Annotated in this window: 19 protein-coding genes; 9 read left to right on the top strand and 10 right to left on the bottom strand. The window is 67.1% G+C overall.

The genetic code is table 11. From position 1 onward, the window contains the following. Window positions 1-40 precede the first annotated feature (40 nt). Window positions 41-1,198 carry an OmpA family protein gene (locus ACZ5M6_RS03180; protein WP_464160092.1) on the top strand — a complete coding sequence of 386 codons (1,158 nt, stop codon included), beginning with the start codon at window positions 41-43 and terminating at the stop codon, window positions 1,196-1,198. A gap of 186 nt (window positions 1,199-1,384) precedes the next feature. Here the strand turns inward: ACZ5M6_RS03180 and ACZ5M6_RS03185 are convergent, their stop codons facing one another. Together ACZ5M6_RS03185 and ACZ5M6_RS03190 are read right to left on the bottom strand one after the other, a co-directional pair. Then, complete coding sequence (locus tag ACZ5M6_RS03185; protein WP_182715107.1) at window positions 1,385-1,555, bottom strand: hypothetical protein; 171 nt, start codon at window positions 1,553-1,555, stop codon at window positions 1,385-1,387. A 130-nt stretch (window positions 1,556-1,685) separates the two neighbouring features. Beyond that, window positions 1,686-2,360 (bottom strand): YiaD family glycine zipper/OmpA-like lipoprotein, encoded by a 675-nt coding sequence (locus ACZ5M6_RS03190; RefSeq protein ID WP_054764444.1) that lies wholly within the window; start codon window positions 2,358-2,360, stop codon window positions 1,686-1,688. Between the two features lie 230 nt (window positions 2,361-2,590). On the opposite strand from ACZ5M6_RS03190, the gene ACZ5M6_RS03195 reads away from it, so the two are divergent. After that, a complete protein-coding gene (locus ACZ5M6_RS03195; protein ID WP_464160093.1) occupies window positions 2,591-3,502 on the top strand; it encodes an isopenicillin N synthase family dioxygenase in 912 nt (303 codons plus the stop codon). A gap of 12 nt (window positions 3,503-3,514) precedes the next feature. Here ACZ5M6_RS03195 and ACZ5M6_RS03200 read toward each other — a convergent pair whose 3' ends face one another. The 6 genes from ACZ5M6_RS03200 to ACZ5M6_RS03225 all read right to left on the bottom strand — a co-directional run bounded on the left by ACZ5M6_RS03200 (window position 3,515) and on the right by ACZ5M6_RS03225 (window position 10,834). Continuing rightward, window positions 3,515-5,455: a TadE/TadG family type IV pilus assembly protein gene (locus ACZ5M6_RS03200; protein WP_444573151.1), complete on the bottom strand. Its 1,941-nt coding sequence runs from the start codon at window positions 5,453-5,455 to the stop codon at window positions 3,515-3,517. Between the two features lie 111 nt (window positions 5,456-5,566). After that, window positions 5,567-7,471, bottom strand: coding sequence for a M2 family metallopeptidase (locus ACZ5M6_RS03205; RefSeq protein WP_464159662.1), 1,905 nt, complete (start codon window positions 7,469-7,471; stop codon window positions 5,567-5,569). 119 nt (window positions 7,472-7,590) lie between these two features. After that, the gene (gene mtgA / locus ACZ5M6_RS03210) at window positions 7,591-8,301 is read right to left on the bottom strand and encodes a monofunctional biosynthetic peptidoglycan transglycosylase (RefSeq protein ID WP_464159663.1); all 711 of its coding nucleotides are present in this window, start codon (window positions 8,299-8,301) and stop codon (window positions 7,591-7,593) included. After that, the gene (locus tag ACZ5M6_RS03215) at window positions 8,301-9,266 is read right to left on the bottom strand and encodes a WD40 repeat domain-containing protein (protein WP_464159664.1); all 966 of its coding nucleotides are present in this window, start codon (window positions 9,264-9,266) and stop codon (window positions 8,301-8,303) included. Before ACZ5M6_RS03215 ends, mtgA begins: the two co-directional genes overlap by 1 nt. A 101-nt stretch (window positions 9,267-9,367) precedes the next feature. After that, on the bottom strand, window positions 9,368-10,306 hold the full coding sequence (locus tag ACZ5M6_RS03220) for a pirin family protein (protein WP_464159665.1): 939 nt from the start codon (window positions 10,304-10,306) through the stop codon (window positions 9,368-9,370). Window positions 10,307-10,345: 39 nt separating this feature from the next. After that, window positions 10,346-10,834, bottom strand: a complete 489-nt coding sequence (locus ACZ5M6_RS03225) for an Lrp/AsnC family transcriptional regulator (RefSeq protein ID WP_054764449.1) — start codon at window positions 10,832-10,834, stop codon at window positions 10,346-10,348. 150 nt (window positions 10,835-10,984) lie between these two features. On the opposite strand from ACZ5M6_RS03225, the gene ACZ5M6_RS03230 reads away from it, so the two are divergent. The 5 genes from ACZ5M6_RS03230 to lpdA are packed head-to-tail and all read left to right on the top strand — an operon-like array spanning window position 10,985 to window position 16,939. Further along, window positions 10,985-12,232, top strand: a complete 1,248-nt coding sequence (locus tag ACZ5M6_RS03230; protein WP_152949285.1) for a 3-methyl-2-oxobutanoate dehydrogenase (2-methylpropanoyl-transferring) subunit alpha — start codon at window positions 10,985-10,987, stop codon at window positions 12,230-12,232. Between the two features lie 2 nt (window positions 12,233-12,234). After that, entirely contained in the window at window positions 12,235-13,359 is a 1,125-nt protein-coding gene (locus ACZ5M6_RS03235; RefSeq protein ID WP_194166996.1) for an alpha-ketoacid dehydrogenase subunit beta, read from the top strand. 1 nt (window position 13,360) lies between these two features. Continuing rightward, window positions 13,361-15,079, top strand: coding sequence for a 2-oxo acid dehydrogenase subunit E2 (locus ACZ5M6_RS03240; protein ID WP_464159666.1), 1,719 nt, complete (start codon window positions 13,361-13,363; stop codon window positions 15,077-15,079). Window positions 15,080-15,083: 4 nt separating this feature from the next. Further along, entirely contained in the window at window positions 15,084-15,545 is a 462-nt protein-coding gene (locus ACZ5M6_RS03245) for a hypothetical protein (protein WP_152949287.1), read from the top strand. Further along, entirely contained in the window at window positions 15,542-16,939 is a 1,398-nt protein-coding gene (gene lpdA / locus ACZ5M6_RS03250; protein ID WP_444573147.1) for a dihydrolipoyl dehydrogenase, read from the top strand. Before ACZ5M6_RS03245 ends, lpdA begins: the two co-directional genes overlap by 4 nt. Before the next feature lie 18 nt (window positions 16,940-16,957). On the opposite strand, the gene ACZ5M6_RS03255 is transcribed toward lpdA, so the two are convergent. Beyond that, window positions 16,958-17,755: an SDR family NAD(P)-dependent oxidoreductase gene (locus ACZ5M6_RS03255; protein WP_464159667.1), complete on the bottom strand. Its 798-nt coding sequence runs from the start codon at window positions 17,753-17,755 to the stop codon at window positions 16,958-16,960. A gap of 7 nt (window positions 17,756-17,762) precedes the next feature. Next, on the bottom strand, window positions 17,763-18,233 hold the full coding sequence (locus ACZ5M6_RS03260) for an Rrf2 family transcriptional regulator (protein ID WP_054766795.1): 471 nt from the start codon (window positions 18,231-18,233) through the stop codon (window positions 17,763-17,765). A 167-nt stretch (window positions 18,234-18,400) separates the two neighbouring features. Between ACZ5M6_RS03260 and ACZ5M6_RS03265 the strand changes: the two genes are divergently transcribed. Further along, entirely contained in the window at window positions 18,401-20,377 is a 1,977-nt protein-coding gene (locus ACZ5M6_RS03265) for a potassium transporter Kup (RefSeq protein WP_464159668.1), read from the top strand. Window positions 20,378-20,424: 47 nt separating this feature from the next. Beyond that, window positions 20,425-21,768, top strand: coding sequence for an RsmB/NOP family class I SAM-dependent RNA methyltransferase (locus ACZ5M6_RS03270; protein ID WP_464160094.1), 1,344 nt, complete (start codon window positions 20,425-20,427; stop codon window positions 21,766-21,768). The last annotated feature ends 7 nt before the right edge of the window (window positions 21,769-21,775 follow it).

Raw genomic sequence — 21,775 nt, forward strand, 5'->3', positions numbered from 1 at the left:
GCCCTAGGTTCTAACAGGCGGAGGGCTATACCCTATGCGTATGAAGACTATCGTGCTGGCCTCCAGCGCAGCGGCCGCCCTGGCCCTGTCGGCTGGCGCGGCCTCGGCAGATCCCAACGGTTGGTATGGCGCGATCGACGCCGGCTACCACATGATCGACGACATCAACGCCGAGTCGTCGACGACCGGCGCGAACTGGAACTATGAGGTGAACAACGGCTGGGCGGCCTTTGCTCGCCTGGGTTATCGCTTCAACCCCAACTGGCGCGTCGAGCTCGAAGGCGGCTACCGCTCGGGCGACATCGGCAAGGTGCGCGCCGTTTCGGGCACTCAGGGTCTGTGCAATCTGACCCCGGCGACGGGCGGCTGCTATTCGCCGGAAGGCGACATCGAGTCCGCCACCCTGATGGCCAACGTCATCTATGACTTCGGCTATGAAGCCTGGGGCGTGCGTCCCTTCGTCGGCCTGGGCGCCGGTGTGAACCACGTTGCCACAAACATGCTTGGCAACCAGCGCGCCAATCGCGCCGCGACCATTGATGTCGACGACAACTCGACCAAGTTCGCCGCCCAGGCGATCGCCGGTCTGGCCTGGGCCGTCAGCGACCGCGCCAACATCGACCTGACCTACCGCTATCTGACGGGCGACGCCTCTTGGGAATCGGTTTCGGCCGGTGTGACGGGCGCGACCCAGTTCGGCGAATGGGACGGCGACTACGACCAGTCGCACACCGTGACCCTGGGCCTGCGCTACAGCTTCGGCGCCGAAGAAGCGGCCCCGCCGCCTCCGCCGCCTCCGCCGCCCCCGCCGCCTCCGCCGCCTCCGCCCCCGCCGCCCCCGCCGCCGGTTCCGCAGACCCCGGCCGCGCGTCAGTTCGTGGTCTATTTCGACTGGGATCGCTCGGACCTGACGGCTGAGGCTCGCTCGGTCGTGACCCAGGCCGCCAACTACGCCAAGACGGGCCGTCCGACCCGCGTCCTGATCGTCGGCTACACCGACACCTCGGGCTCGGCCGCCTACAACGTCGGCCTCTCGAACCGTCGTTCGCGCACCGTCGCGGACGCCTTGGTCGCCCAAGGCGTCAACGGCGGCGTCATCGCCCTCGACGGCAAGGGTGAAACCGCCCTGGCCAAGCCCACCGCCGACGGCGTGCGCGAACCGCTCAACCGTCGCGCCACCATCGACATCAACTTCTAAGACAGGCGAAGGATCGACCCGGTTTCACCGGGTCGATCCCGCCGATCTCGAAGCTGAAGAGCTGAACGCCGTCTCCGAAAGGGGGCGGCGTTTCTGTTTGCGGAGGGGGTGTCTGCGACAGGTCGCCCCCCGTGCCGTGTTTTCCAGCATGTGGCGGCGAAGAGGACGGAGGGGCGGCGCGGCGTCTCAGCCGGCTGTATTGGTCAGAGCCGGAGCTTGCGCGGCGGATGTAGGCAGAGAGGGGGCGAGAAGGGCCTCGCCGGCCGTGATCACGAGGGTGGCGCTCAGGACGGCGCAGATCACAGCGACTGCTGCGAGTGTCAGACTCTTGGCCAGGTCCCGGTCATCCGGCGTCATGGTTCCTCCCCCGACGTCCTTCTGGGAGGATCACGACGCGCGCGGGGATGCAAGTCACGGAACGGTGTCAGGCGGACAAAGGCGGCGTCGCGAGACGCCGCCTTCCGGATTGCGGATTTTTCTGAAAGTCTCAGCCGGTGAAAGGCCGGATCAGAATCTCGACGCGGCGGTTCTGGGCCTTGCCTTCGGGAGTTGCATTGGACGCCACGGGGTTCCGGGAACTGGCGCCGGCGACATAGAGGCGCTCGGCCAGGATGCCGCGACGCACGAGTTCCGCCGCCACGCTGCTGGCGCGGCGCTCCGACAGGGGCTGGTTGATCGCATCGCCACCCGAGGAATCCGTATGACCGATCACGTCGATGGTGGAGCGATCATATTCCTGCAGCACCCGGGCGACGTCATCGAGCACGGGCAGGAAGCGCGGGTCGATCGAATACTGGTTGGTGGCGAAGGTGACGTCGGACGGCATGCGGAGCACCAGATTGTCGCCCTGGCGCGCCACGCCGACGCCGGTGCCGGAGAGCTGAGCCTCCATGGCGCGTTGCTGGCGGTCCATATACTGACCGACCGCAGCACCGCCCAGCGCGCCGACGCCCGCGCCGATCAGGGCGTTCTTACGACCCTGTTCGCCGTTGGATGTGTTGGTCAGATAGCCGAGCAGGGCTCCGCCCAGGGCGCCGGCGATGGCGCCGGTTCCGGTGTTGTTGCGGACGGGGGTCGAGCGATAGGGGTCGGTCGTGGTGCAGGCCGCCGCGCCCAGTAGGGCGGCGATGGAGACACCGGCGACGAAAATCTTGGCGCGCATGGATTGGTCCTTCCGATTGGCAGTCTGGCGCGAGAAACGCCCCCCCTACTGTCTAGGTTCCAAGCTGTACCTTAGGTGAACGGGCGAGCGGTTCTTGCGGGACCGACGGCTTGAACCTGACAGGGGCGCGGAATGGGGGTAAGGAACCGCCGCACATTGTCTGAACAAGGACGACGCCCGTGAGCGCGATCTCGGCCCCAACCGCCGCCTCAACCATCACCCCTGTTTCCATGACCTTGTATGACAAGGATTTTCAGGCGTTCAGCGATGAGCTGGGCGCCTCCTTCACCCGGTTCGGCTTTGGGGTTGTGGCCGACCATGGTCTGGACGAGGCGCGTATCGCCGCCGCGATCGACGCCGCCAAGACCTTCTTCGCCCTGCCGGAAGCCACCAAACGCCAGTACCACCAGCCGGGAACCGGCGGGGCGCGGGGCCTGACCCCGTTCGGGGTCGAGGCGGCCAAGGGGGCGACCGCCGTGGATCTGAAGGAATTCTGGCACGTTGGTCGCGAACTGCCGCAGGACCATCCGTACCGCCGCTTCATGCGCGACAACCTCTGGCCCGTGGAAGTGCTCGGTTTCCGGGACCACCTTTACGGCATGTACGAGGATCTTGACGCGCTGGGGCGGCGGATTCTCCGGGCCATCGCGCGTTTCCTGAAACTGAGCGACGACTATTTCGACGACAAGGTCGAGATGGGCAACAGCGTGCTTCGCATGTTGCACTATCCGCCGGTTCCCGCCGATGCGCCGGGGGTTCGGGCCGGCGCCCACGAGGACATCAACGTCATCACCCTGCTGCTGGGGGCCGAGGAGGCCGGACTTCAGCTGAAGGAGAAGGACGGAAGCTGGCTGGACATCGCGCCGCCGCCCGGCGCCCTAGTGATCAATATCGGCGACATGCTGCAGCGTCTGACGAACCACGTTTTGCCGTCGACGACGCACCGGGTGGTCAATCCCGCGCCCGAACGTCGAGGCTTCGCCCGCTATTCGACGCCCTTCTTCCTGCATTTCAACCCGGACTTCCCGATTGAGACGCTGCCGAGCACGATCACGCCGGACAATCCCGATCGCTATGCCGGCAAGACCATTCTGGCAGAGGACTATCTGACCGAACGTCTGCGCGAAATCCGCCTGCTCTGAGGCGAGTCGTCCCTAGCGGGAGATGCGCAGTCGGGTGATGTCCCGTCCGATGTCTCGGAAGGCGTCGGAAAGGTCGGTGGAGCTGGACGCCTGGAAAGCCCGGTCGGGGTTGGTGGCGCACCGCGCCATCAGCTCGCCGGCGGAATCGATCGGACCGGTCATATTCTGTGCCGCGCCGATATCGAAGCCGACCGTATAGACGATGACGCCGACGGCCTTCATGTTTTGACAGAGCCGATAGGCTTGGTCGAAGGAAGAGCCGTTGGTGGCGGGCTGGTTGATATGGGTGTCCGCCCCGCCGCTGCCGACCCCTGCGTCTCCGGCGATCACGCCCCGGAAATAGGGGGTGTTGAACTCCCCGTCGGTCATCAGCACGACGGCCTTCAAGGTCTTGGTGGAGTCATAGGCGGCGGGCGCGCCTGCGCCTGACCACAGGCCGAAGGTCGGCGAAACCAGATACCAGCCCCAAGCCAAACCGATATGGCCCGCCGTCGATCCGACCGCCGACATTCCGTTGATGGCGTCGGTCAGGGTCTTCTTGACGTTGGTCAGGGGGACGATTCGGGAGGCCGGGCAGGCGTTGCCGGTTCCGGCGTAGCTTCGTCCAACCCAGGACGAGGTGGACGGGGCCGCATCCGTATAGGCCTGCGCCCCGGCTCTTTCCGACACGCAGGTCGTTCCGGGAAAGCGCGTCCAGGTTCCTGCCGCATTGACGAAATCTCGGTTCGAACAGCCGTCCACGCCGCAGACCAGCTGGCCGCCCGACGTATAGGCGGCTCCGCCCATGGGGGCGTTCGCCAATTGGGCTTGAGAGGCGTCGAGCGCCAAGGTCGCCGTGGTCGCGCTGACGCCGGCGACGCGGAAACCGATGTCATTCAACTGGCTGAGGCCGCCCATGCCGCTCAGGACAGCGGCGTCCCCATCGGGCGACAGGCCGTGGCGGGCCATGGTAATGACGATGTTGCAGTCCGCCCGGGCGCATTTGGCGACATAGGCCCGGCCTGAGAAGGCGGAATAGTAGCGGGTGTCCCTATCGACGAGGCTGAAGGTGTTTGTCGTGGCGTTGCCAACTGTAAGAGCTACGCCGTTCAGGCCCCCCATCGTCTCCGCGCTCCAGATCGTCACGATGTCGCCGTTTTTGAACCCGTGCTTCGAAGCGGTGACCACCGGGGTGTAGGCGCGGGTGATGCTGGTGATCGTCTTGACCGAGCCCGTCAGCCAGGTCGCTGCGGTGATGGACTGGGTGCTGGAGGCGAGCGCTCCGCGCGCCCTATCAGCATAGGTGTCGCCTACATTGACGCCCATGGAATAGGGAGCCAGGGCCACCTTGGAATAGAAGGGCGACTGGTTGTCTTGGACGACGATGTCGATCAGCTCCTTGGCCGCCGACTTCAGATTGTCGATCTTGCGGCCGCTGGAGCAACTGGCGGCGCAGTCGTTCATCGAGCCGGTGATGTCCAGGACCAGGGCCACCTCCACATCGCGCGAGGAGCGGTTGACCTCGGATCGCACCGAGACGGGCAGGGTGTCGTCCAGCAGTTGGCCGTAGGGCGGAAGCACGATGTTGGCGACCAGGGTCTTTACCCGCCCCTGAGCGGTGGCGATGACGACGCTCTTGTCGTTCATGGCGACCTGAACGTCGCCGTCCTGAACCGGCTCGAGCTCAATCCCCTTCAGATTGGCGCGAAGATTGACCAGGGTGATGCTCTTCAGCTCTTCCGGCGTCGTATAGGGAGACCGCGCGGCGGCCAGGGCGGCGGCGTCCAGGGCGTCCTGAAACTGGGCCTTGGCCGTGGTTATGCGGTGAATGTCGACGCCGCCCAGGGCCAGCATGACGATGACGGGCAGGCTGAGAGCGAAGATGATCGCTACATTGCCGCGCCGGTCGCCGCCCAGCCGGAAGGCCAGGGCCCGAAGGCCGCTGAGGACCTTATGGATCGGTTGTGGCGCCAATGTCGTCGCTTCCTTACAGGCGCGCGCCGCCCGCATGAGGCCACAATGGCCTCATGCGGTTAAAGGAAGGCTGACGGATCGCGGTTAACAGACCCGGCCTAAGGACCGTCTTCAGGCCTGCGACCAACCGCAGTCATGGCCGCGGTTTTGGACCGTCAGCCATTGATTCAAAGGGGCGAAATAGTCGGCGACCGCCGAGGCGTCGTTCCGCGTCTCGCCGGTGAAAGCCTCGAGCGCCTCGGGCCAGGGCTTGGACTGGCCCATTTCCAGCATGGCGTTGAAACGGGCGCCGACGTCCTTGTTCCCGTAAACCGAGCAGCGGTGCAGCGGGCCGGTCCACCCCGCCTGCTTGCAGGCCGCGCGCTGGAACTGGAACTGGTAGATGTGGGCCAGGAAATAGCGGGTGTAGGGGGTGTTGCCCGGCACATGGTATTTGGCGCCGGGGTCAAAGGCGTTGGCCGGACGCGGGCCGGGCGGAACCAGGCCCTGATACTTCAGCATGTCCGCCGTCCAGGCGGCGTTGTACTGGTCCGGCGTGGTCTCGCCGGAGAAGACGCCCCAGCGCCAGCGGTCCACCATCAGGCCGAAGGGTAGGAAGGCGATCTTGTCCAGCGCCATCTTCAGCAGGAAGGGAATGTCCTCTTCCGCCCCCGGCGTCGTCTTCAACAGACCGATCTGGTTCAGATAGGTGGGGGTCAGGGCCGACAGGCCGACGAAGTCGCCGATCGCCTCATGGAAGCCGTCGTTCGCCCCGTTGCGGAACAGCATCGGCTGGTTCTTGTAGGCCCGCTGGTAGTAGTTGTGACCCAGCTCGTGGTGGACGGTGTAGAAGTCGTCGCCGTTGACGTTGGTGCACATCTTGATGCGGATGTCGTCGGCGTTGTCGAGGTCCCAGGCCGAGGCGTGGCAGACGACCTCACGGTCGCGGGGGCGCACGATCTGGCTGCGTTCCCAGAAGGTCTGGGGCAGAGGATCGAGGCCCAGCGAAACGTAGAAGCCTTCGCCCGTCCTGACCATTTTCACCGGGTCGTAGTCGGCGGATTTGAGCAATTCGGTCAGGTCGTAGCTGGAGGCGCCGCCGCTGGTCGGGGCCACGACATCATAGATATTGCCCCATTGCTGCGACCACATATTGCCCAGCAGATCAGCGCGGATCGGGCCGTGGTCGGGTTGAACGGCGTCGCCGTATTTGGCGTTCAGCCGGGCGCGGACATAGCAGTGAAGGTTCTCGTAGAAGGGCTTGACCTGGGCCCAGAGCCGATCGGTCTCCTCGGCGAAGTCGTCGGCGGGCATGTCGTAGCCCGAGCGCCACAGGGCGCCGGTGTCGGAAAAGCCCAGTTCGCGCGCCCCCTCGTTGGCGATCTCGACCATGCGGGGGTAGTCGTTCTTCATCACCGGCGAGATGGTGCGCCAGCCTTCGTAAAGGGCCTTGGTTTCGTTCGGGTCGCGGCTGTCGGCCAGGATCAGCGAGGCCTCGTCCAGGGTAATCTGCCGTCCCTTGAAGTCGAACTTGCCGGTCGAATAGGTCGAATCCAGACGGGTGGCGATCTGCGACAGCTCCTCGGCGGCGCCGGGGCGGTTCGGGGCGGGCAGGACGATGCCGAGCCGCAGCAGGTTCAGCTTGCGGCGGACCACCGGATCGACTGCGACGTCGTTGAACTTGGCCGCCTGGTTGGCGAACTGGACCTGGAGCTCGGTCGCCTCGGCGTTGACCTTGGATTCCAGCCACATGGTGTCGAAGGTGATGTTGGTGGCGCGGGCCCACTGCACCCGGGCGGCGTATTCGCCGAAGGTCAGCATCTTGGCCTCGGCGTCGGCGACGAACTGGGTCGCGCCTTCGGCGGTCGTGGGGTAGTCGGCCCTCAGGCCGGTGGCGGTGACCGGGGCGGGAGTGAAGGTCTGGGCGCCGGCTTCGGCCTGAAGCGGCAGAGCCTTGTCCGGGGTCGGGGCGGCGGCGCAGCCGGCGGCGAAGGCGAGGGCGCAGACCGCAGCGGCGGTCGTCATCTGACGCTTCATGATGGATCTCCTGAACAGCGGGCGCAGGAGAGGTCAGGGGCGGCGCCGCGTCAAGCGGAGCGGTTCAGCGGGCTTTCTTGCGGGCTACCGGCCTTCGGCCTACTTGAGCTGTCTCTGGGCTACCGGCCTTCGGCCTGTTTGAGTCGGACGCAGCTGTCCAGGCCGTCGTTGCGCACCGTACCCATGGCGGCCTGGATGCGGGCGGCGCGGCGACGGACGTAGGGGCCGGGGGCTGCGGCCTGATAGCGGCGCGGCGCCGGCAGGATGGCGGCGAGGCGGGCGGCCTCGCGCCGGCTCAGGTCTGCGGCGTCCTTGCCGAACCAGTGCTGGGCCGCGGCCTGTGCGCCGTAGACGCCCGGCGCCCATTCGACGACGTTCAGATAGACCTCCATGATCCGGCGCTTGGACCAGACGGCCTCGATCAGGACGGTGTATCCGGCCTCGAAGCCTTTGCGGACCCAGTCGCGGCCGGGCCACAGGAAGACGTTCTTGGCCGTCTGCTGGGTGATGGTGGAGCCGCCGCGGATGCGCCCGCCCTCGGCGTTGTGGTCCAGCGCCTTCTGGATGGCCTCCATGTCGAAGCCGTGGTGGCTGCAGAAGCGGGCGTCCTCGGCGGCGATGGCGGCGTCGACCAGATGGGGCGAGATCTGCTTCAGGCCGCGCCACTGGTAGTCCAGCCCCTCGCCGCGCACGGCCTGGCGCAGCATCAATACGGTGGGCAGGGGCGGGAAGACGGCGACGAAGAGGACGCCGCAGACCGGCACGGCGGCCAGGATCGCCGCAGCGACGGCGGCGGCCCGGAGCCAGGATGAACGACGCCCCCCCGCCATCAGAGGAGCGCCACCCCGGCCGCTCCGTCCTCGTCGGCCCAGGCGACCGCATCGGCCGCCGGGCTGAGGCAGAGGGCGACGATCACCGGACCCTTGTCGGCCTTGACGAAGTTCAGGCCCTGGGCGGCCGGATGGGCGACCCAGACCCGGCCGTCGGTCAGGCCGGCGGCCAGCAGGCCGTGGTTCACGCGGGCCGAGACCCGATTGACCAGGCTGGCCTCGTCATAGCCGATCTCGGTCGCCTCGCGTCCCATCGGGCCGTTGGAGCCGATGAAGGGCCAAAGCACGGCGCCCTGCGCCCCGGACGTCGCCAGGAGCTGGCCGTTCGCCAGGAAGGCCAGCGAGCGGACCTTGGACGGATAGCCGCCCATCCGCAGGTTCTTGGCGTCTTTCAGCCGCCAGCCGTGCATCTGATTGTCCTGCATGGTGGTGACGACGAAGGCGCCGTCCGGCGAAAAGGCGACGCCGGTGTGCGACCCGGCCCAGCTCAGCCTGGTCGGCTGCTGCTTCTCGATCCGGGCGTACCAGAGGGCCGCGCCGCCGTAGGTCGAGGCGGCGATGCGCCGCCCCTTGGGCTCGAAAGCCACACCCGAGACGGTGCGCTCGTGCTGGAAATCCCGCCGGAAGCCGGTGTCGGCGGTGTCGATGACCGAAAGGGTGCGCCCCCAGGAGAAGGCGATCAGGCCGGAGGCGGGCGCGGCGTCGACGGCGTCGATCCACTGGTTCTTGGCCTCCGCGAGAACGGCGGGCTCGGCGCCGCGACGGCTCCAGACGACCTTGCCGTCGTCGCCGCCAGTGACGACGCCCTCGCCGGACGGATGGACCACGGCGCACAGGACGGCGCCGTCATGGGCCTGGGCCGTCGCGCCGTCCTCGAACCGTACCGAGCCGTCGCCGAGAGCGAAGACGGCGCCGGTGTTGTCGAACAGGGCGGCGGTGACCTGGGCGTCGAATGCGAAGTTCATGCGCGACGCGTTAGCGGGTTGCGGGGGCGGGGGCAAATGGGGGAGGACAAGTCATCCGTTTCTCCCTCCCCGGAACGGGGAGGGAGAATGCTGGTACGCCCTCAGACCGGATCCGTCGGCTTGGGTTCGACCGGGGCCGGGGCGGCCTGGGCTTGGACCGGCTCCTCCGGGAGGGGGATGAACTCCAGATCGTCCTCGCTCGGGAGTTTCATCCGACCGGCCTTCCAGTCAGCCTTGGCCTGGTCGATGCGGGCCTGGCTGGAGGCGACGAAATTCCACCAGATCAGGCGTTCGCCCACCGGCTCACCCCCCAGGACCATGACGCTGGCCTGGGTCAGGGCCTTGACCGTCGGCTCGGCCGTCGGCTCCAGCACGATCATCTGGCCTTCGTGGAAGGTGCGGTCGCCGACCTCGATCGAGCCCTTGGCCACGAATAGGGCGCGCTCGCTCATGCCGCCGGCGCCCTTTCCCGGAGGCGGAGCGGTGCGGACGCCGGGCTGAAGCTCCCAGTGCACATAGAAGAGGGGCGAGGACACCGGCGCGCTCGCCTTGGCGCCATAGGCTTCTCCGGCCACCAGACGCGCGAACAGGCCGCCGTTCTCATAGGAAGGCTGGGCGTCCTCGCCCAGATGATGAAAGGAGGGGTCGATTTCCTCGGCCTCGTCGGGCAGGGCGACCCAGGCCTGCATGCCGTGCATCGGCCCGCCGCGGCTCTTCTTCAGTGGATCGGTGCGCTCGGAATGGACGATGCCCTTGCCGGCCGTCATCCAGTTCACCTCGCCGGGGCGGATGGGCTGGTTATAGCCGAGATTGTCGTGGTGCAGGATCTCGCCCTCGAACAGATAGGTGAGGGTCGACAGGCCGATGTGCGGATGCGGCCGCACGTCGATGGCGTCCGACCCCGGCGCGAACTCGGCCGGACCCATCTGATCCAGAAAGATGAAGGGCCCGACCATCCGGCGCGAATGGAAGGGCAGGACGCGGCCGACCTCGAACCCGCCCAGGTCCTTACGGCGCGCGTCGATCACCAGTTCGATCATGTTCGGCATCCCCTCGGCGGAAGACGCCGCCGAACGGTCTTATCCGACGTGAGGGGTCACTATGCCAAGAGGCAGGGCGGTCACATTCTTCACGCCGCGGGTGACGATATGGCTCTCGCAGTCTGAGACGATGCCCAGGGCCAGCAGCTTTTCGCGCAGGAACTTGTCGAAGGCGTGCATGTCGGAGGTGATGATTCGCAGCACATAGTCCTCGCGGCCCGTGATGGTGGCGCACTGGACCACTTCCGGCCATTTGGCGACCGCCGCCTCGAAGATGTCGAGGTTCTCGGCCGAGGGCAGCATCAGTTTGACGATGGCGTAGACCTCGAAATCCAGGCCCAGCAGCTTGGCGTTCAGCAGGGTGACGCGCTTGGTGATCAGGCCGGAATCTTCCAGCCGTTTGATGCGCCGCCAGCAGGGCGAGGCCGACAAGCCGACCCGATCCGCCACTTCGGCGACCGACAGTCCGGCGTCTTGTTGCAGGATATCCAGGATCCGGGCGTCGATGGGGTCGAGTTCGTCCGCCAATGCGTTTCTCCGATTGTGGTTATGGCGCAATAAAATACCCTAAATAGGGATTTTGCAAGGTCAATTTGAGCGAGCGCCTGCTTAGGGGCCGTGTTATCACACGTCCAGAGGAAACACGGACGCATCCTCCGAACGGAACCGGACGCCCGCATGAACGACAAAATGAGCCAAAAGAACAGTCGCCCCCTTTCTTTGCGCGTGCCTGAACCCTCGGGTCGGCCGGGAGACACGCCGGATTTCAGCCATCTGACGATGGACCCCGCCGGAGCCGTGGATCGGCCGGAGGTTTCGACGGCGCCCTATGAGATGCGCGATCACGCCTTTCGACTGATCCGGGTGCTGGACGAGGATGGAAACGCCGTCGGGCCGTGGCATCCGCGCCTGGACCCCGAGACACTTCGTCGCGGCTTGAAGGCCATGATCCTGACCCGCGCCTTCGACGACCGGATGCACCGCGCCCACCGTCAGGGCAAGACCAGCTTCTATATGAAGTGCACCGGCGAGGAGGCCATCGCAGTCGCCCAAGGCATGATCCTGAGCCGCGAGGACATGGGCTTTCCCACCTATCGCCAGCAGGGGCTGCTGATCGCGCGCGGCTATCCGCTGACGGCGATGATGAACCAGATCTATTCCAATGCGGCGGACCCGATCAAAGGCCGCCAGCTGCCGATCATGTATTCGGCCAAGGACTACGGCTTCTTCACCATCAGCGGCAATCTGGGCACCCAGGTCCCCCAGGCGGTCGGCTGGGCCATGGCCAGCGCCTACAAGGGCGACGACAAGATCGCCATCAGCTGGATCGGCGACGGCGCCACGGCCGAGGGCGACTTCCACAACGCCCTGACCTTCGCCAGCGTCTATCGCGCCCCGGTCATCCTGAACATCGTCAACAACCAGTGGGCCATCAGCTCCTTCCAGGGCATCGCCGGCGGGCTGGAGACCACCTTCGCCTCCAAGGCCATCGGCTACGGCCTGCCGGCCCTGCGGGTGGACGGCAACGACTTTCTTGCGGTGTGGGCCGCGACCCAGTGGGCCGAGGAGCGCGCCCGCTCGAACCAGGGCGCGACGGTGATCGAACTGTTCACCTATCGCGGCGCCCCGCATTCGACCTCGGACGACCCCAGCCGCTATCGCCCCGGCGACGAGCACGAGAAATGGCCGCTGGGCGATCCGATCGAGCGGCTGCGCCAGCATCTGACGCTGATCGGCGAATGGGATGACGAGCGCCACATGGCGGCGCTCAAGGAGGCGGTCGAACAGGTTCGCGCCGCCGGCAAGGAGTCCGAGGCCATCGGCACCCTGGGCCAGTCGCGTCCCAGCGTGAAGACCATGTTCGAGGAGGTCTATGCGACCGAGGACTGGCGCCTGGTCGAACAGCGTCGCGAGGTGGGGGTCTGATCATGAGCGAGCAAACCACCTTTATCGAAGCGGATCGTACTGACGGAGTCGAACCGGACATGGTCGATCAGAACGCCGCTCCCGCTTCGGAAGCGACCGGCGCCGGCGTCGTTCCGATGAACATGATCCAGGCCCTGAACTCGGCCCTGGACGTCAAGATGGCCGAGGATCCGAACGTCCTGTCGTTCGGCGAGGACGCCGGCTATTTCGGCGGGGTCTTCCGCGTCACCGACAAGCTGCAGCAGAAGCACGGCCTGACCCGCAGCTTCGACGCCCCGATCAGCGAATGCGGCATCGTCGCCGCCGCCATCGGCATGGGCGCCTATGGCCTGCGCCCGGTCGTCGAGATCCAGTTCGCCGACTACATCTATCCGGCCTATGACCAGATCGTCTCCGAAGCGGCCAAGATGCGCTATCGCTCGGGCGGTCAGTTCACCAGCCCGATTACGATTCGCAGCCCCTACGGCGGCGGCATCTTCGGCGGTCAGACCCACAGCCAGTCGCCGGAAAGCCTGTTCACCCATATCGCGGGGCTGAAGGTCGTCATTCCGTCCAACCCCTATGACGCCAAGGGCCTGTTGATCGCCGCCGTCGAGGATGACGACCCGGTCGTCTTCTTCGAGCCGAAACGTCTGTACAACGGCCCGTTCGACGGCTGGCACGAGAAGCCGGTCTCGCCGTGGAAGGCGCAAGAATTGGCGCAGGTTCCGACGGGCAAATATGTCGAGCCGATCGGCAAGGCGCGCGTGATGCGCGAAGGAAACGACGTCACCATCCTGGCCTATGGCACAATGGTCTGGGTGGCGCTGGCGGGAGCCGAACACGCCGGCGTGGACGCCGAGGTGATCGACCTGCGCTCGCTCGTGCCGCTGGACATCGAGGCCATCGAGGCCAGCGTGAAAAAGACCGGCCGATGCGTCATCGTGCACGAGGCGCCCAAGACCTCGGGCTTCGGCGGCGAACTGTCGGCCCTGGTTCAGGAGCGCTGCTTCTATCACCTGGAGGCGCCCATCGCCCGCGTCACCGGCTGGGACACGCCCTATCCCCATGCTTTCGAATGGGAATATTTCCCCGGACCGCAACGGGTTTCAGACGCCGTGAAGAGCGTCATGTCGGGAGGTCGTTAAGATGGGTCGTTTCGTCTTCAAACTGCCCGACGTGGGCGAAGGCACCGCCGAGGCCGAACTGGTCGGCTGGCACGTCAAGGTCGGGGACACGGTCGCTGAGGACCAGATCGTCGCCGATGTCATGACCGACAAGGCCACCGTCGAGATCACCGCCCCGGTCAGCGGCAAGGTCGTTGCCCTGCACGGCGAACCCGGCGCCATGGTGCCGGTGCGCGGGCCCTTGGTCGAGTTCGAGGTCGAGGGAGCGGGGAATGCGGAAGAGAGCCCCTCCGTCTCTCCGCTGCGCTCCGAGCCACCTCCCCCCGCTTCGCGCGGGGAGGAGACAGTAGCGGCATCGTCTCCTCCCCACGCCAGTGGGGAGGGGGACCGCGCGAAGCGTGGTGGAGGGGCTCTTGACGCCCCCCAGGCCTCCACCGGCAACTATGTCTTCAAACTGCCCGACGTCGGCGAAGGCACGGCCGAGGCCGAGCTGGTCGGCTGGCATGTCCAGGTCGGGGATGCGGTCGAGGAAGACCAGATCCTGGCCGACGTCATGACCGACAAGGCCACGGTCGAGATCACCTCGCCGGTCGCCGGAACGGTCGTCGCCCTGTACGGCGAGGCGGGCAAGGCCGTGCCGGTCGGCGGGCCGCTGGTGGCCTTCGATGTGGCCGGGGCCGGCAATGTCGCCAAGAGCCCCGTTCAGGCCCCCTCCGTCGCCTCCGGCGCTGCTTCCCCCAAGGGGGGAGGATCGACGCCGGCAGCCCCACCAAAATCTCCCCCCCCTGGGGGGAGCACCCGCGCAGCGGGGGAGGGGGGCAAACCGGCCCCCGCCCTGACCGGCCGGGCCCCCGGCGAACGCCCCCTGGCCTCGCCCGCCGTGCGCAACCGCGCGCGGGATCTGGGCGTGGACCTGACCTTCGTGCCCGGCTCCGGCCCGGCCGGACGGATCACCCACGAGGATCTGGACGGCTTCATCGCCCGCGGCGGATCAGTTCCGACGACGGCGCCCGCCTCAGGCGGCACGACCTTCACCAAGGCCGAGGGAACCACCGAGGTCAGGATCATCGGCCTGCGCCGCAAGATCGCGGAGAAGATGGCCGAGAGCGTGCGCCGCATTCCCCACATCACCTATGTCGAGGAAATCGACATGACGGCGCTGGAGGAGTTGCGGGCCCATCTGAACGCGACCAAGGCCAAGGATCAGCCCAAGCTGAACGTCCTGCCCTTCATCGCCCGCGCCATCGTGGTCGCCCTGCGCGACCAGCCCCAGATCAACGCCACCTATGACGACGAGGCGGGCGTCCTGATCCAGCACGCCCCGGTCCATCTGGGCATCGCCGCCCAGACGCCGAACGGCCTGATGGTGCCGGTGGTCCGCCACGCCGAGGCGCGCGACGCCTGGGATACGGCGCTGGAGATCGCCCGCGTCTCCAGCGCGGCCAAGGACGGTTCGGCCAAGCGCGAGGAACTGTCGGGTTCGACCATCACCATCACCTCGCTGGGAACCCTGGGCGGGGTGGTCCACACCCCGATCATCAACCACCCCGAGGTCGCCATCGTCGGCCCGAACAAGATCGCCGAACGGGTCGTGGTCAAGGACGGCCAGATGGTGGTGCGCAAGATGATGAACCTGTCGTCGTCGTTCGATCACCGGATCGTCGACGGGCATGATGCAGCGGTGTTCGTGCAGCGGATCAAGGGCCTGCTGGAGCAGCCCGCGACCTTGTGGATGGGGTGAAGTGATGCTCCGGCTCACCGGCGCCTTAGCCTTGGCAACTGTGATGATGGGCGGCCCAGTTTTGGCCTGCTCGCTGGCGCTTGGGGACCAGGTCGAAGTCCGAGCTCGCGACCTTCGCGCCGTGACCGGCGTCTACGAAGCGAGGATCGAAAACACGGCTTGGCTAGATCAATACGGGAACAACGTCGACTTCACAGTAAGGCCGACCTTGGCTGTCTGGGGACCAGTATCGCCGCGATCTTTCCGTCTGTCATACAGAGCGGGAGCCTGCACGAATTGGCTTTTTCTCATGGATGACGAAGGTGAGCCGCGGAATGGCTCGAGGGTATTGGTTTTCGCGAGCCCTGAAGCCGAAACGGACAAGACTTGGCTCTACATCGTGAAGGCTGACGCCGAATATATCGAAAGCTTTATGAGCGACTGGCGTGCGGCAATAGCTGGCCAGCCTTTACCGGGACCCAAATGACCCAGACCCTGAAGACCAAAGTCCTGATCATCGGCGCGGGCACGGGAGGCTATGTCGCCGGCATCCGTTGCGGCCAACTGGGCCTCGACACCGTGCTGGTGGACGGCGGCGATGGGCTGGGCGGGACCTGCCTGAACGTCGGCTGTATTCCGTCCAAGGCCATCATCCATGCGGCGGGCAAGTTCGAGACCGTGGCCAAGGCGGCCGGGGGCGGGACGCTGGGGATCACGGCGGCCAAGCCGACCATCGACCTGAAACAGACGGTCGCGTGGAAGGACGGCATCGTCCGTAAGCTGAACGCCGGGGTCGCGGCCCTGCTGAAGAAGGCCAAGGTCAAGGTGATCAAGGGCTGGGCGGCCTTCGAGGACGCCAAGACCTGCATGGTGAAGACGGAAGACGGCGACATCCGCATCACCGCCGAACACGTCATTCTGGCGACGGGATCGGAGCCTGTCGAACTGCCCTTCCTGCCGTTCGGCGGCGACGTCATCTCCTCGACCGAGGCGCTGAGCCTGTCGGATGTCCCGAAGAAGCTGGTCGTCGTCGGCGGCGGCTATATCGGGCTGGAGTTGGGCATCGCCTATCGGAAGCTGGGCGCCGAAGTCGCCATCGTCGAAATGGCCGACCGGATCCTGCCCCTGTATGACAAGGCCCTGACCGATCCGGTCGCCAAATGGCTGGAGAAGCACGGGGTCGAGCTTCATCTGGGCGCGCGGGCCGGCGGCTTCGGCGACGGAAAACTGTCGATCACGACCAAGGACGGCGAGCCGCTGCAGCTGGAGGCCGACAAGGTGCTGGTCACGGTCGGCCGTCGTCCGCGCACCCAGGGCTGGGGTCTGGAGAATATGGGCGTGGCCATGGCCGGTCCGTTCGTGAAGATCGACAACCGCTGCGCCACCAGCATGAAGAATGTCTGGGCTGTCGGCGACCTGACGGGCGAACCGATGCTGGCGCACAAGGGTTCGGCCCAGGGCGAGGTGGTCGCCGAGATCGTCGCCGGCCACGACCGGGTGTTCGATCCCACGACGATCGCCGCCGTCTGTTTCACTGAGCCGGAGATTGTTTCGGCGGGTCTGGGTCCCAGCGATGTCGAGGGCCGCGACGATGTGATCACCGCCGTCTTCCCCTTCGCCGCCATCGGCCGGGCCCTGGCCATCGAGGCCGGCGAGGACGGCGGCTTCGTGCGCGTGATCGCCTCCAAGGCCGACCACCGGCTGCTGGGGATCCAGGCCGTGGGCCAGCATGTGTCGGAACTGTCCAACAGCTTCGCCCAGATGCTGGAGATGGGGGCGGTGCTGGAAGACGTGGCCGGGACCATCCACGTCCACCCGACCCTGGGCGAAGCCTTCCACGAGGCGTCCCTGCGGGCCCTGGGCCACGCGATCCATATCTGACCTCGGCCTGGAGCGGTCCTACAGCCGCTCCAGCCGCCTGGCGTGGTTCGCCACCATCTTCAGGGCCAGACCGTCGGGCAGGACGCGCGCCAGGCCCGCCATGACATTGTTCATGACGCCGGGCGTCACGCTGGCCCGGTTCGCCTCGCAGGCGTCGTAGCCGATCTGCGCCACGCGGCCGGCGTCCATCCACATGCAGGCCGGATAGGCGCGCGACACCTGATCGCGAGACCCATTGACGTCGTGGAACTCGGTCAGGGTGTAGCCGGGGTTCAGCACCGTCACATGGACCCCCGTCCCCAGGGTCTCCAGATGCAGGCCCTGGGAGGCCTTGATCAGGAAGCTCTTGATCGGACCATACAGGGTGTCGCCGCCCGTCGCCGGCATCTGGCCCGCCAGCGAGGCGACGTTCAGCACCCGGCCGAAGCCCCGCCCGACCATGCCGGGCAGGACCAGGCGCGACAGCTCCACCGGCGCGGTCAGCATGACCTGGATCATGGCCCGGTGGGCGGCGAGGTCGGTGTCGAGGAAGCCTGTGACCCGGCTGAAGCCCGCATTGTTGACGAGGCCGTCAACCGTCAGGCCCCGTGCCGCGACGGCGGCGATCAATCGTTGCGGGGCCGTCGGATCGGACAGATCCTCGGGGATCACGGTCGCGGTCACACCGTAGGCGGCGGTCAGTTCATCGGCCAGGGCCTGCAGCGGCCCCTCGCGTCGCGCGGTCAGGATCAGGTTCCAGCCCTTGGCCGCATAGGTCCGGGCCAGGGCGGCGCCGATGCCAGCCGAGGCGCCGGTGATCAGGACCGTTCGGCTCATCGGGGCGTCAAGCCGCGACAGGGCAGGACTTGTGCGGCGTAAAGGCCGCCAGGGACACAGGATTTTCCGCCAGCAGATCGGCGATGGTGATCTTGGACAGGGCCTCGGTCGCGGCCTCGTCGGCGGCGGTCAGGGCCTTGGCCACCTGGCGCGGGATATGTTCGCTGATCGGGCAGCCCTTGGCGCCGGACGGCGGCGAGCCGATGTGGGCGCAACCGTTGACGGCCTTCAACACCTCGTCCAGCCGGATGTCCTGCGGCTGACGCAGCAGCCAGGAGCCGCCGGTCGCGCCGGGGCGGGTGGCGATCAGACCGGCCTTGGCCAGCAGGGCCGTGACCCGGCGCACCACAACCGGGTTGGTCGGTATGGAGGAGGCCAGAACGCCGCTGGGCGCCGCGCGGTCAGGCGAAAACGCGCCCTTGTGGGCCATATAGGCCAGGGCGTGGGCGGCGACGGGGAAGCGCTGGCTGTCTGACATGATCGTGTTCCTGAAGAGAAAATAGGCGTTCGCGCGCCGAATCACAAATCTCCGCCCGTCTGGAGAAACCGAATCCCGCGCGCCGCGATTGAAGCGGACGCGGAATGAGCCTAAAGGCTCGCCGCTTTGAAGGGCTCGACCTGTCGTCGACGACCCGGAGGATACGCATGGCCGGGGACACTCCCCACGACGCGGGCGCTCTCCCCGCCGCGTCGAACCCGCCGAACAAGTCCACCCACGCCACGGGACCCGAGTCCCAAGCTCCAGCAGGCCAGATCGCCAAACACGGCGGCTTCTGGGCCCTGACGGTCGGCGCGATCGGCGTGGTGTTCGGCGACATCGGCACCAGCCCGCTCTACGCCCTGCGCGAGGCGATCGACCATGCCCGGTCGGGCGTGGGCGGCGACCTGGCCGTGGTCGGCGTGGTCTCCCTGGCCTTCTGGGCCCTGATGGTGGTGGTGACGTTCAAATACGTCTTCTTCCTGATGCGGGCCGACAACAAGGGCGAGGGCGGCACCCTGTCCCTGATGGCCCTGGCCCAGCACGCGGTCGGACGGCGCAGCGCCTGGATCTTCATTCTGGGCGTCTGCGGCGCGGCCCTCTTCTATGGCGACGGCATCATCACCCCGGCCATTTCCGTGCTGTCGGCCGTCGAGGGCCTTCAGGACGCGCCGGGCCTGGCTGGACGTCTGGATCCCTTCATCGTGCCGATCTCGGCCGGGATTCTGGTGGCCCTGTTCATGGCTCAGTCGGGCGGCACCGCCAGCCTGGCCAAATATTTCGGCCCGATTACCGCCGTCTGGTTCCTCAGCCTCGGCGGGCTGGGTCTTTATCACATCTTCGACGACGTCAGCATTCTGCGGGCCCTGTCGCCCCACTACGGCGTCATGCTGTTGATCAATGACGGCTTCCTGGGATTCGTCATCCTGGGCAGCGTCTTTCTGGCCGTGACCGGCGCCGAGGCCCTGTATGCGGACATGGGCCATTTCGGAAAGGCGCCGATCCGCATGGGTTGGCTGGCCTTCGTCCTGCCCTGCCTGACCCTGAACTATCTGGGCCAGGGCGCCCTGATCCTGGACAATCCGGCCGCGTCGGAGAACCCCTTCTGGAACATGGTGCCGGAGATAGCCTATTGGCCGATGCTGATCCTGGCCACCGCCGCCACCGTCATCGCCTCCCAGGCCGTGATCACCGGAGCCTTCTCGGTCACCCAGCAGGCGGTGCAGCTGGGCCTGCTGCCCCGGATCGACATTCGCAACACCTCCGAAACCCAGGCGGGCCAGATCTTCGTGCCGGCGGTCAACACCTTCCTGATGATCGGGGTCCTGCTGCTGCTGGTGGTCTTCCAGAGCTCGCACAATCTGACCGCCGCCTATGGTGTGGCGGTCACCGGGACCATGCTGGTCAACACCCTGATGAGCTATTCGGTGATCACCAAGGGCTGGAAGTGGCCGATGTGGGCGGTCGCCGGAACCCTGATCCCCTTCGCCTTCATCGACGGCGTCTTCCTGACCTCCAACCTGCTGAAGATCCCCGACGGCGCCTGGATGCCGCTGGTGCTGGGGGCCTGTCTGGTGCTGATCATGTGGACCTGGGTGCGCGGCACTCAGATACTGACGACCAAGACCCGCAAGGACAGCCTGCCTCTGACCGACCTGATCGAGATGCTTCAGGCCCGGCCGCCGCACCGCGCGCCCGGCACGGCCATCTTCCTGACCAGCGATCCCGACGTCGCCCCGGTCGCCCTGATGCACAATCTCAAGCACAACAAGGTCCTGCACGAGAAGAACGTCATCCTGACCGTGCGCACCTCCGAGCGGCCCCGAGTCAAGGAGGCGGATCGGGTGCGGATGGAGCCGATCAATGACGACTTCAAGAAGCTGACCATCACCTATGGCTTCATGGAGACGCCGAACGTGCCGCGCGCCCTGGGTCTGTGCCGCAAACAGGGACTGAAGTTCGACATCATGTCGACCAGCTTCTTCCTGGGCCGCCGGTCGCTTATCCCGTCGGCGCGCCAGGGCATGCCCCTGTGGCAGGACCGGCTGTTCATCTTCCTGATGCGCAACGCCGCCAATCCGACCGACTTCTTCCACATCCCGCCCGGCCGCGTGGTCGAGCTGGGCGCCCAGGTGGCGGTTTGAGGCCGGGCGCCCGGCCGGGCCAGAACTCCGAGGCGCGGGGCCGCCGGATGGCGACCAAGGGCAGGCCGCGTCCTGCTTCTGCCTCGGAAGCCTCGTCTGAAACCCCGCACCAGGACGATATCGGGGTGGAGGCCCGCCTCGTCGCCGGCCTGTTGCTGAACGCGGCGCTGGAGCGACGCAACGGACTGGACGAAGCCCTGTCCCAGCCGGCCGCCCGCGCCCTGGCGCCGGTCGATCGCGGCTTCGCCCGCGCCGTGGCCATGGCGGCGCTCCGTCGCCTGGGCGAGATCGACCAGATTCTGGATCGCCGCCTGCAGAAGTCTCCGCCCGAGGCCGTCCGCACCTTGATGCGCATCGCCCTGGCCCAGACCCTGGTGCTGGAGACCCCGGCCTTCGCCGCCGTCTCCACGGCCGTGAAACTGGCCGAGCGCGATCCCAAGACACGGCCGTACAAGAACCTGGTCAACGCCGTGCTGCGCGGCGTGGGCCGCGACGGCGCCGGCCTGACCACGGCCGAGAGCAATCTGCCCGACTGGATCGCCGCCCGCTGGCGGGCGACCTATGGCGAGGCGGCCCTGACCGGCCTGGCCTTGGCCGCGCGCGAGGAGCCGCCGACCGATCTCAGCCTAAAGCCCGGCGTCGATCCCGCCGCCGTCGCCGAGGCGGTGGAGGGCGAGGTTCTGGACGGGGGTACGGTCCGCACCGGCCGTCGCGGCGATGTCGCCGCCTGGCCCGGCTTCGAGACCGGCGATTGGTGGGTTCAGGACGCCGCCGCCGCCGTCCCCGGCCGCCTGCTGGACGTCAAGCCCGGCGAGACCGCCCTGGATATGTGCGCCGCCCCCGGCGGCAAGACCCTGCAGCTGGCGGCCGCCGGCGCTTCGGTGGTGGCCCTGGACCGTTCGGCCCCGCGTCTGAAACGCCTGACCCAGAACCTGGAACGCACCGGACTGACCGCCGAGGTGGTCGCCGTCCCCGCCGAGGACTGGGAGGACGACCGCACCTTCGACGCCGTGCTGCTGGACGCCCCCTGCACCGCCACCGGCACCTTCCGCCGCAATCCGGAGGTTCTGCGCGCCACCAAGCCGGCCGAGGTCGCCAAATTGGCCGACGTCCAGCACCGGCTGCTCGACGCCGCCGCCGAACGGGTCAAGCCGGGCGGCCGTCTGGTCTATTGCACCTGTTCGCTGGAGCGCGAGGAAGGGGAGACCCAGGTGATCGCCTTCCTGCGCCGCAACCCCGGTTTTCGCACGGTTCCCGCCGACCCCGCCGCCGTCGGCGCCCCGGCTGAGGCCCTGACGCCGGAAGGCTGGCTGCGCATTCTGCCGTCCCAATGGGCCGAACGCGGCGGCCTGGACGGCTTCTTCGCCGCACGGCTGGAGCGGATTTCCTGACGGTCGG

Source organism: Brevundimonas sp. Br13 (assembly GCF_055391505.1).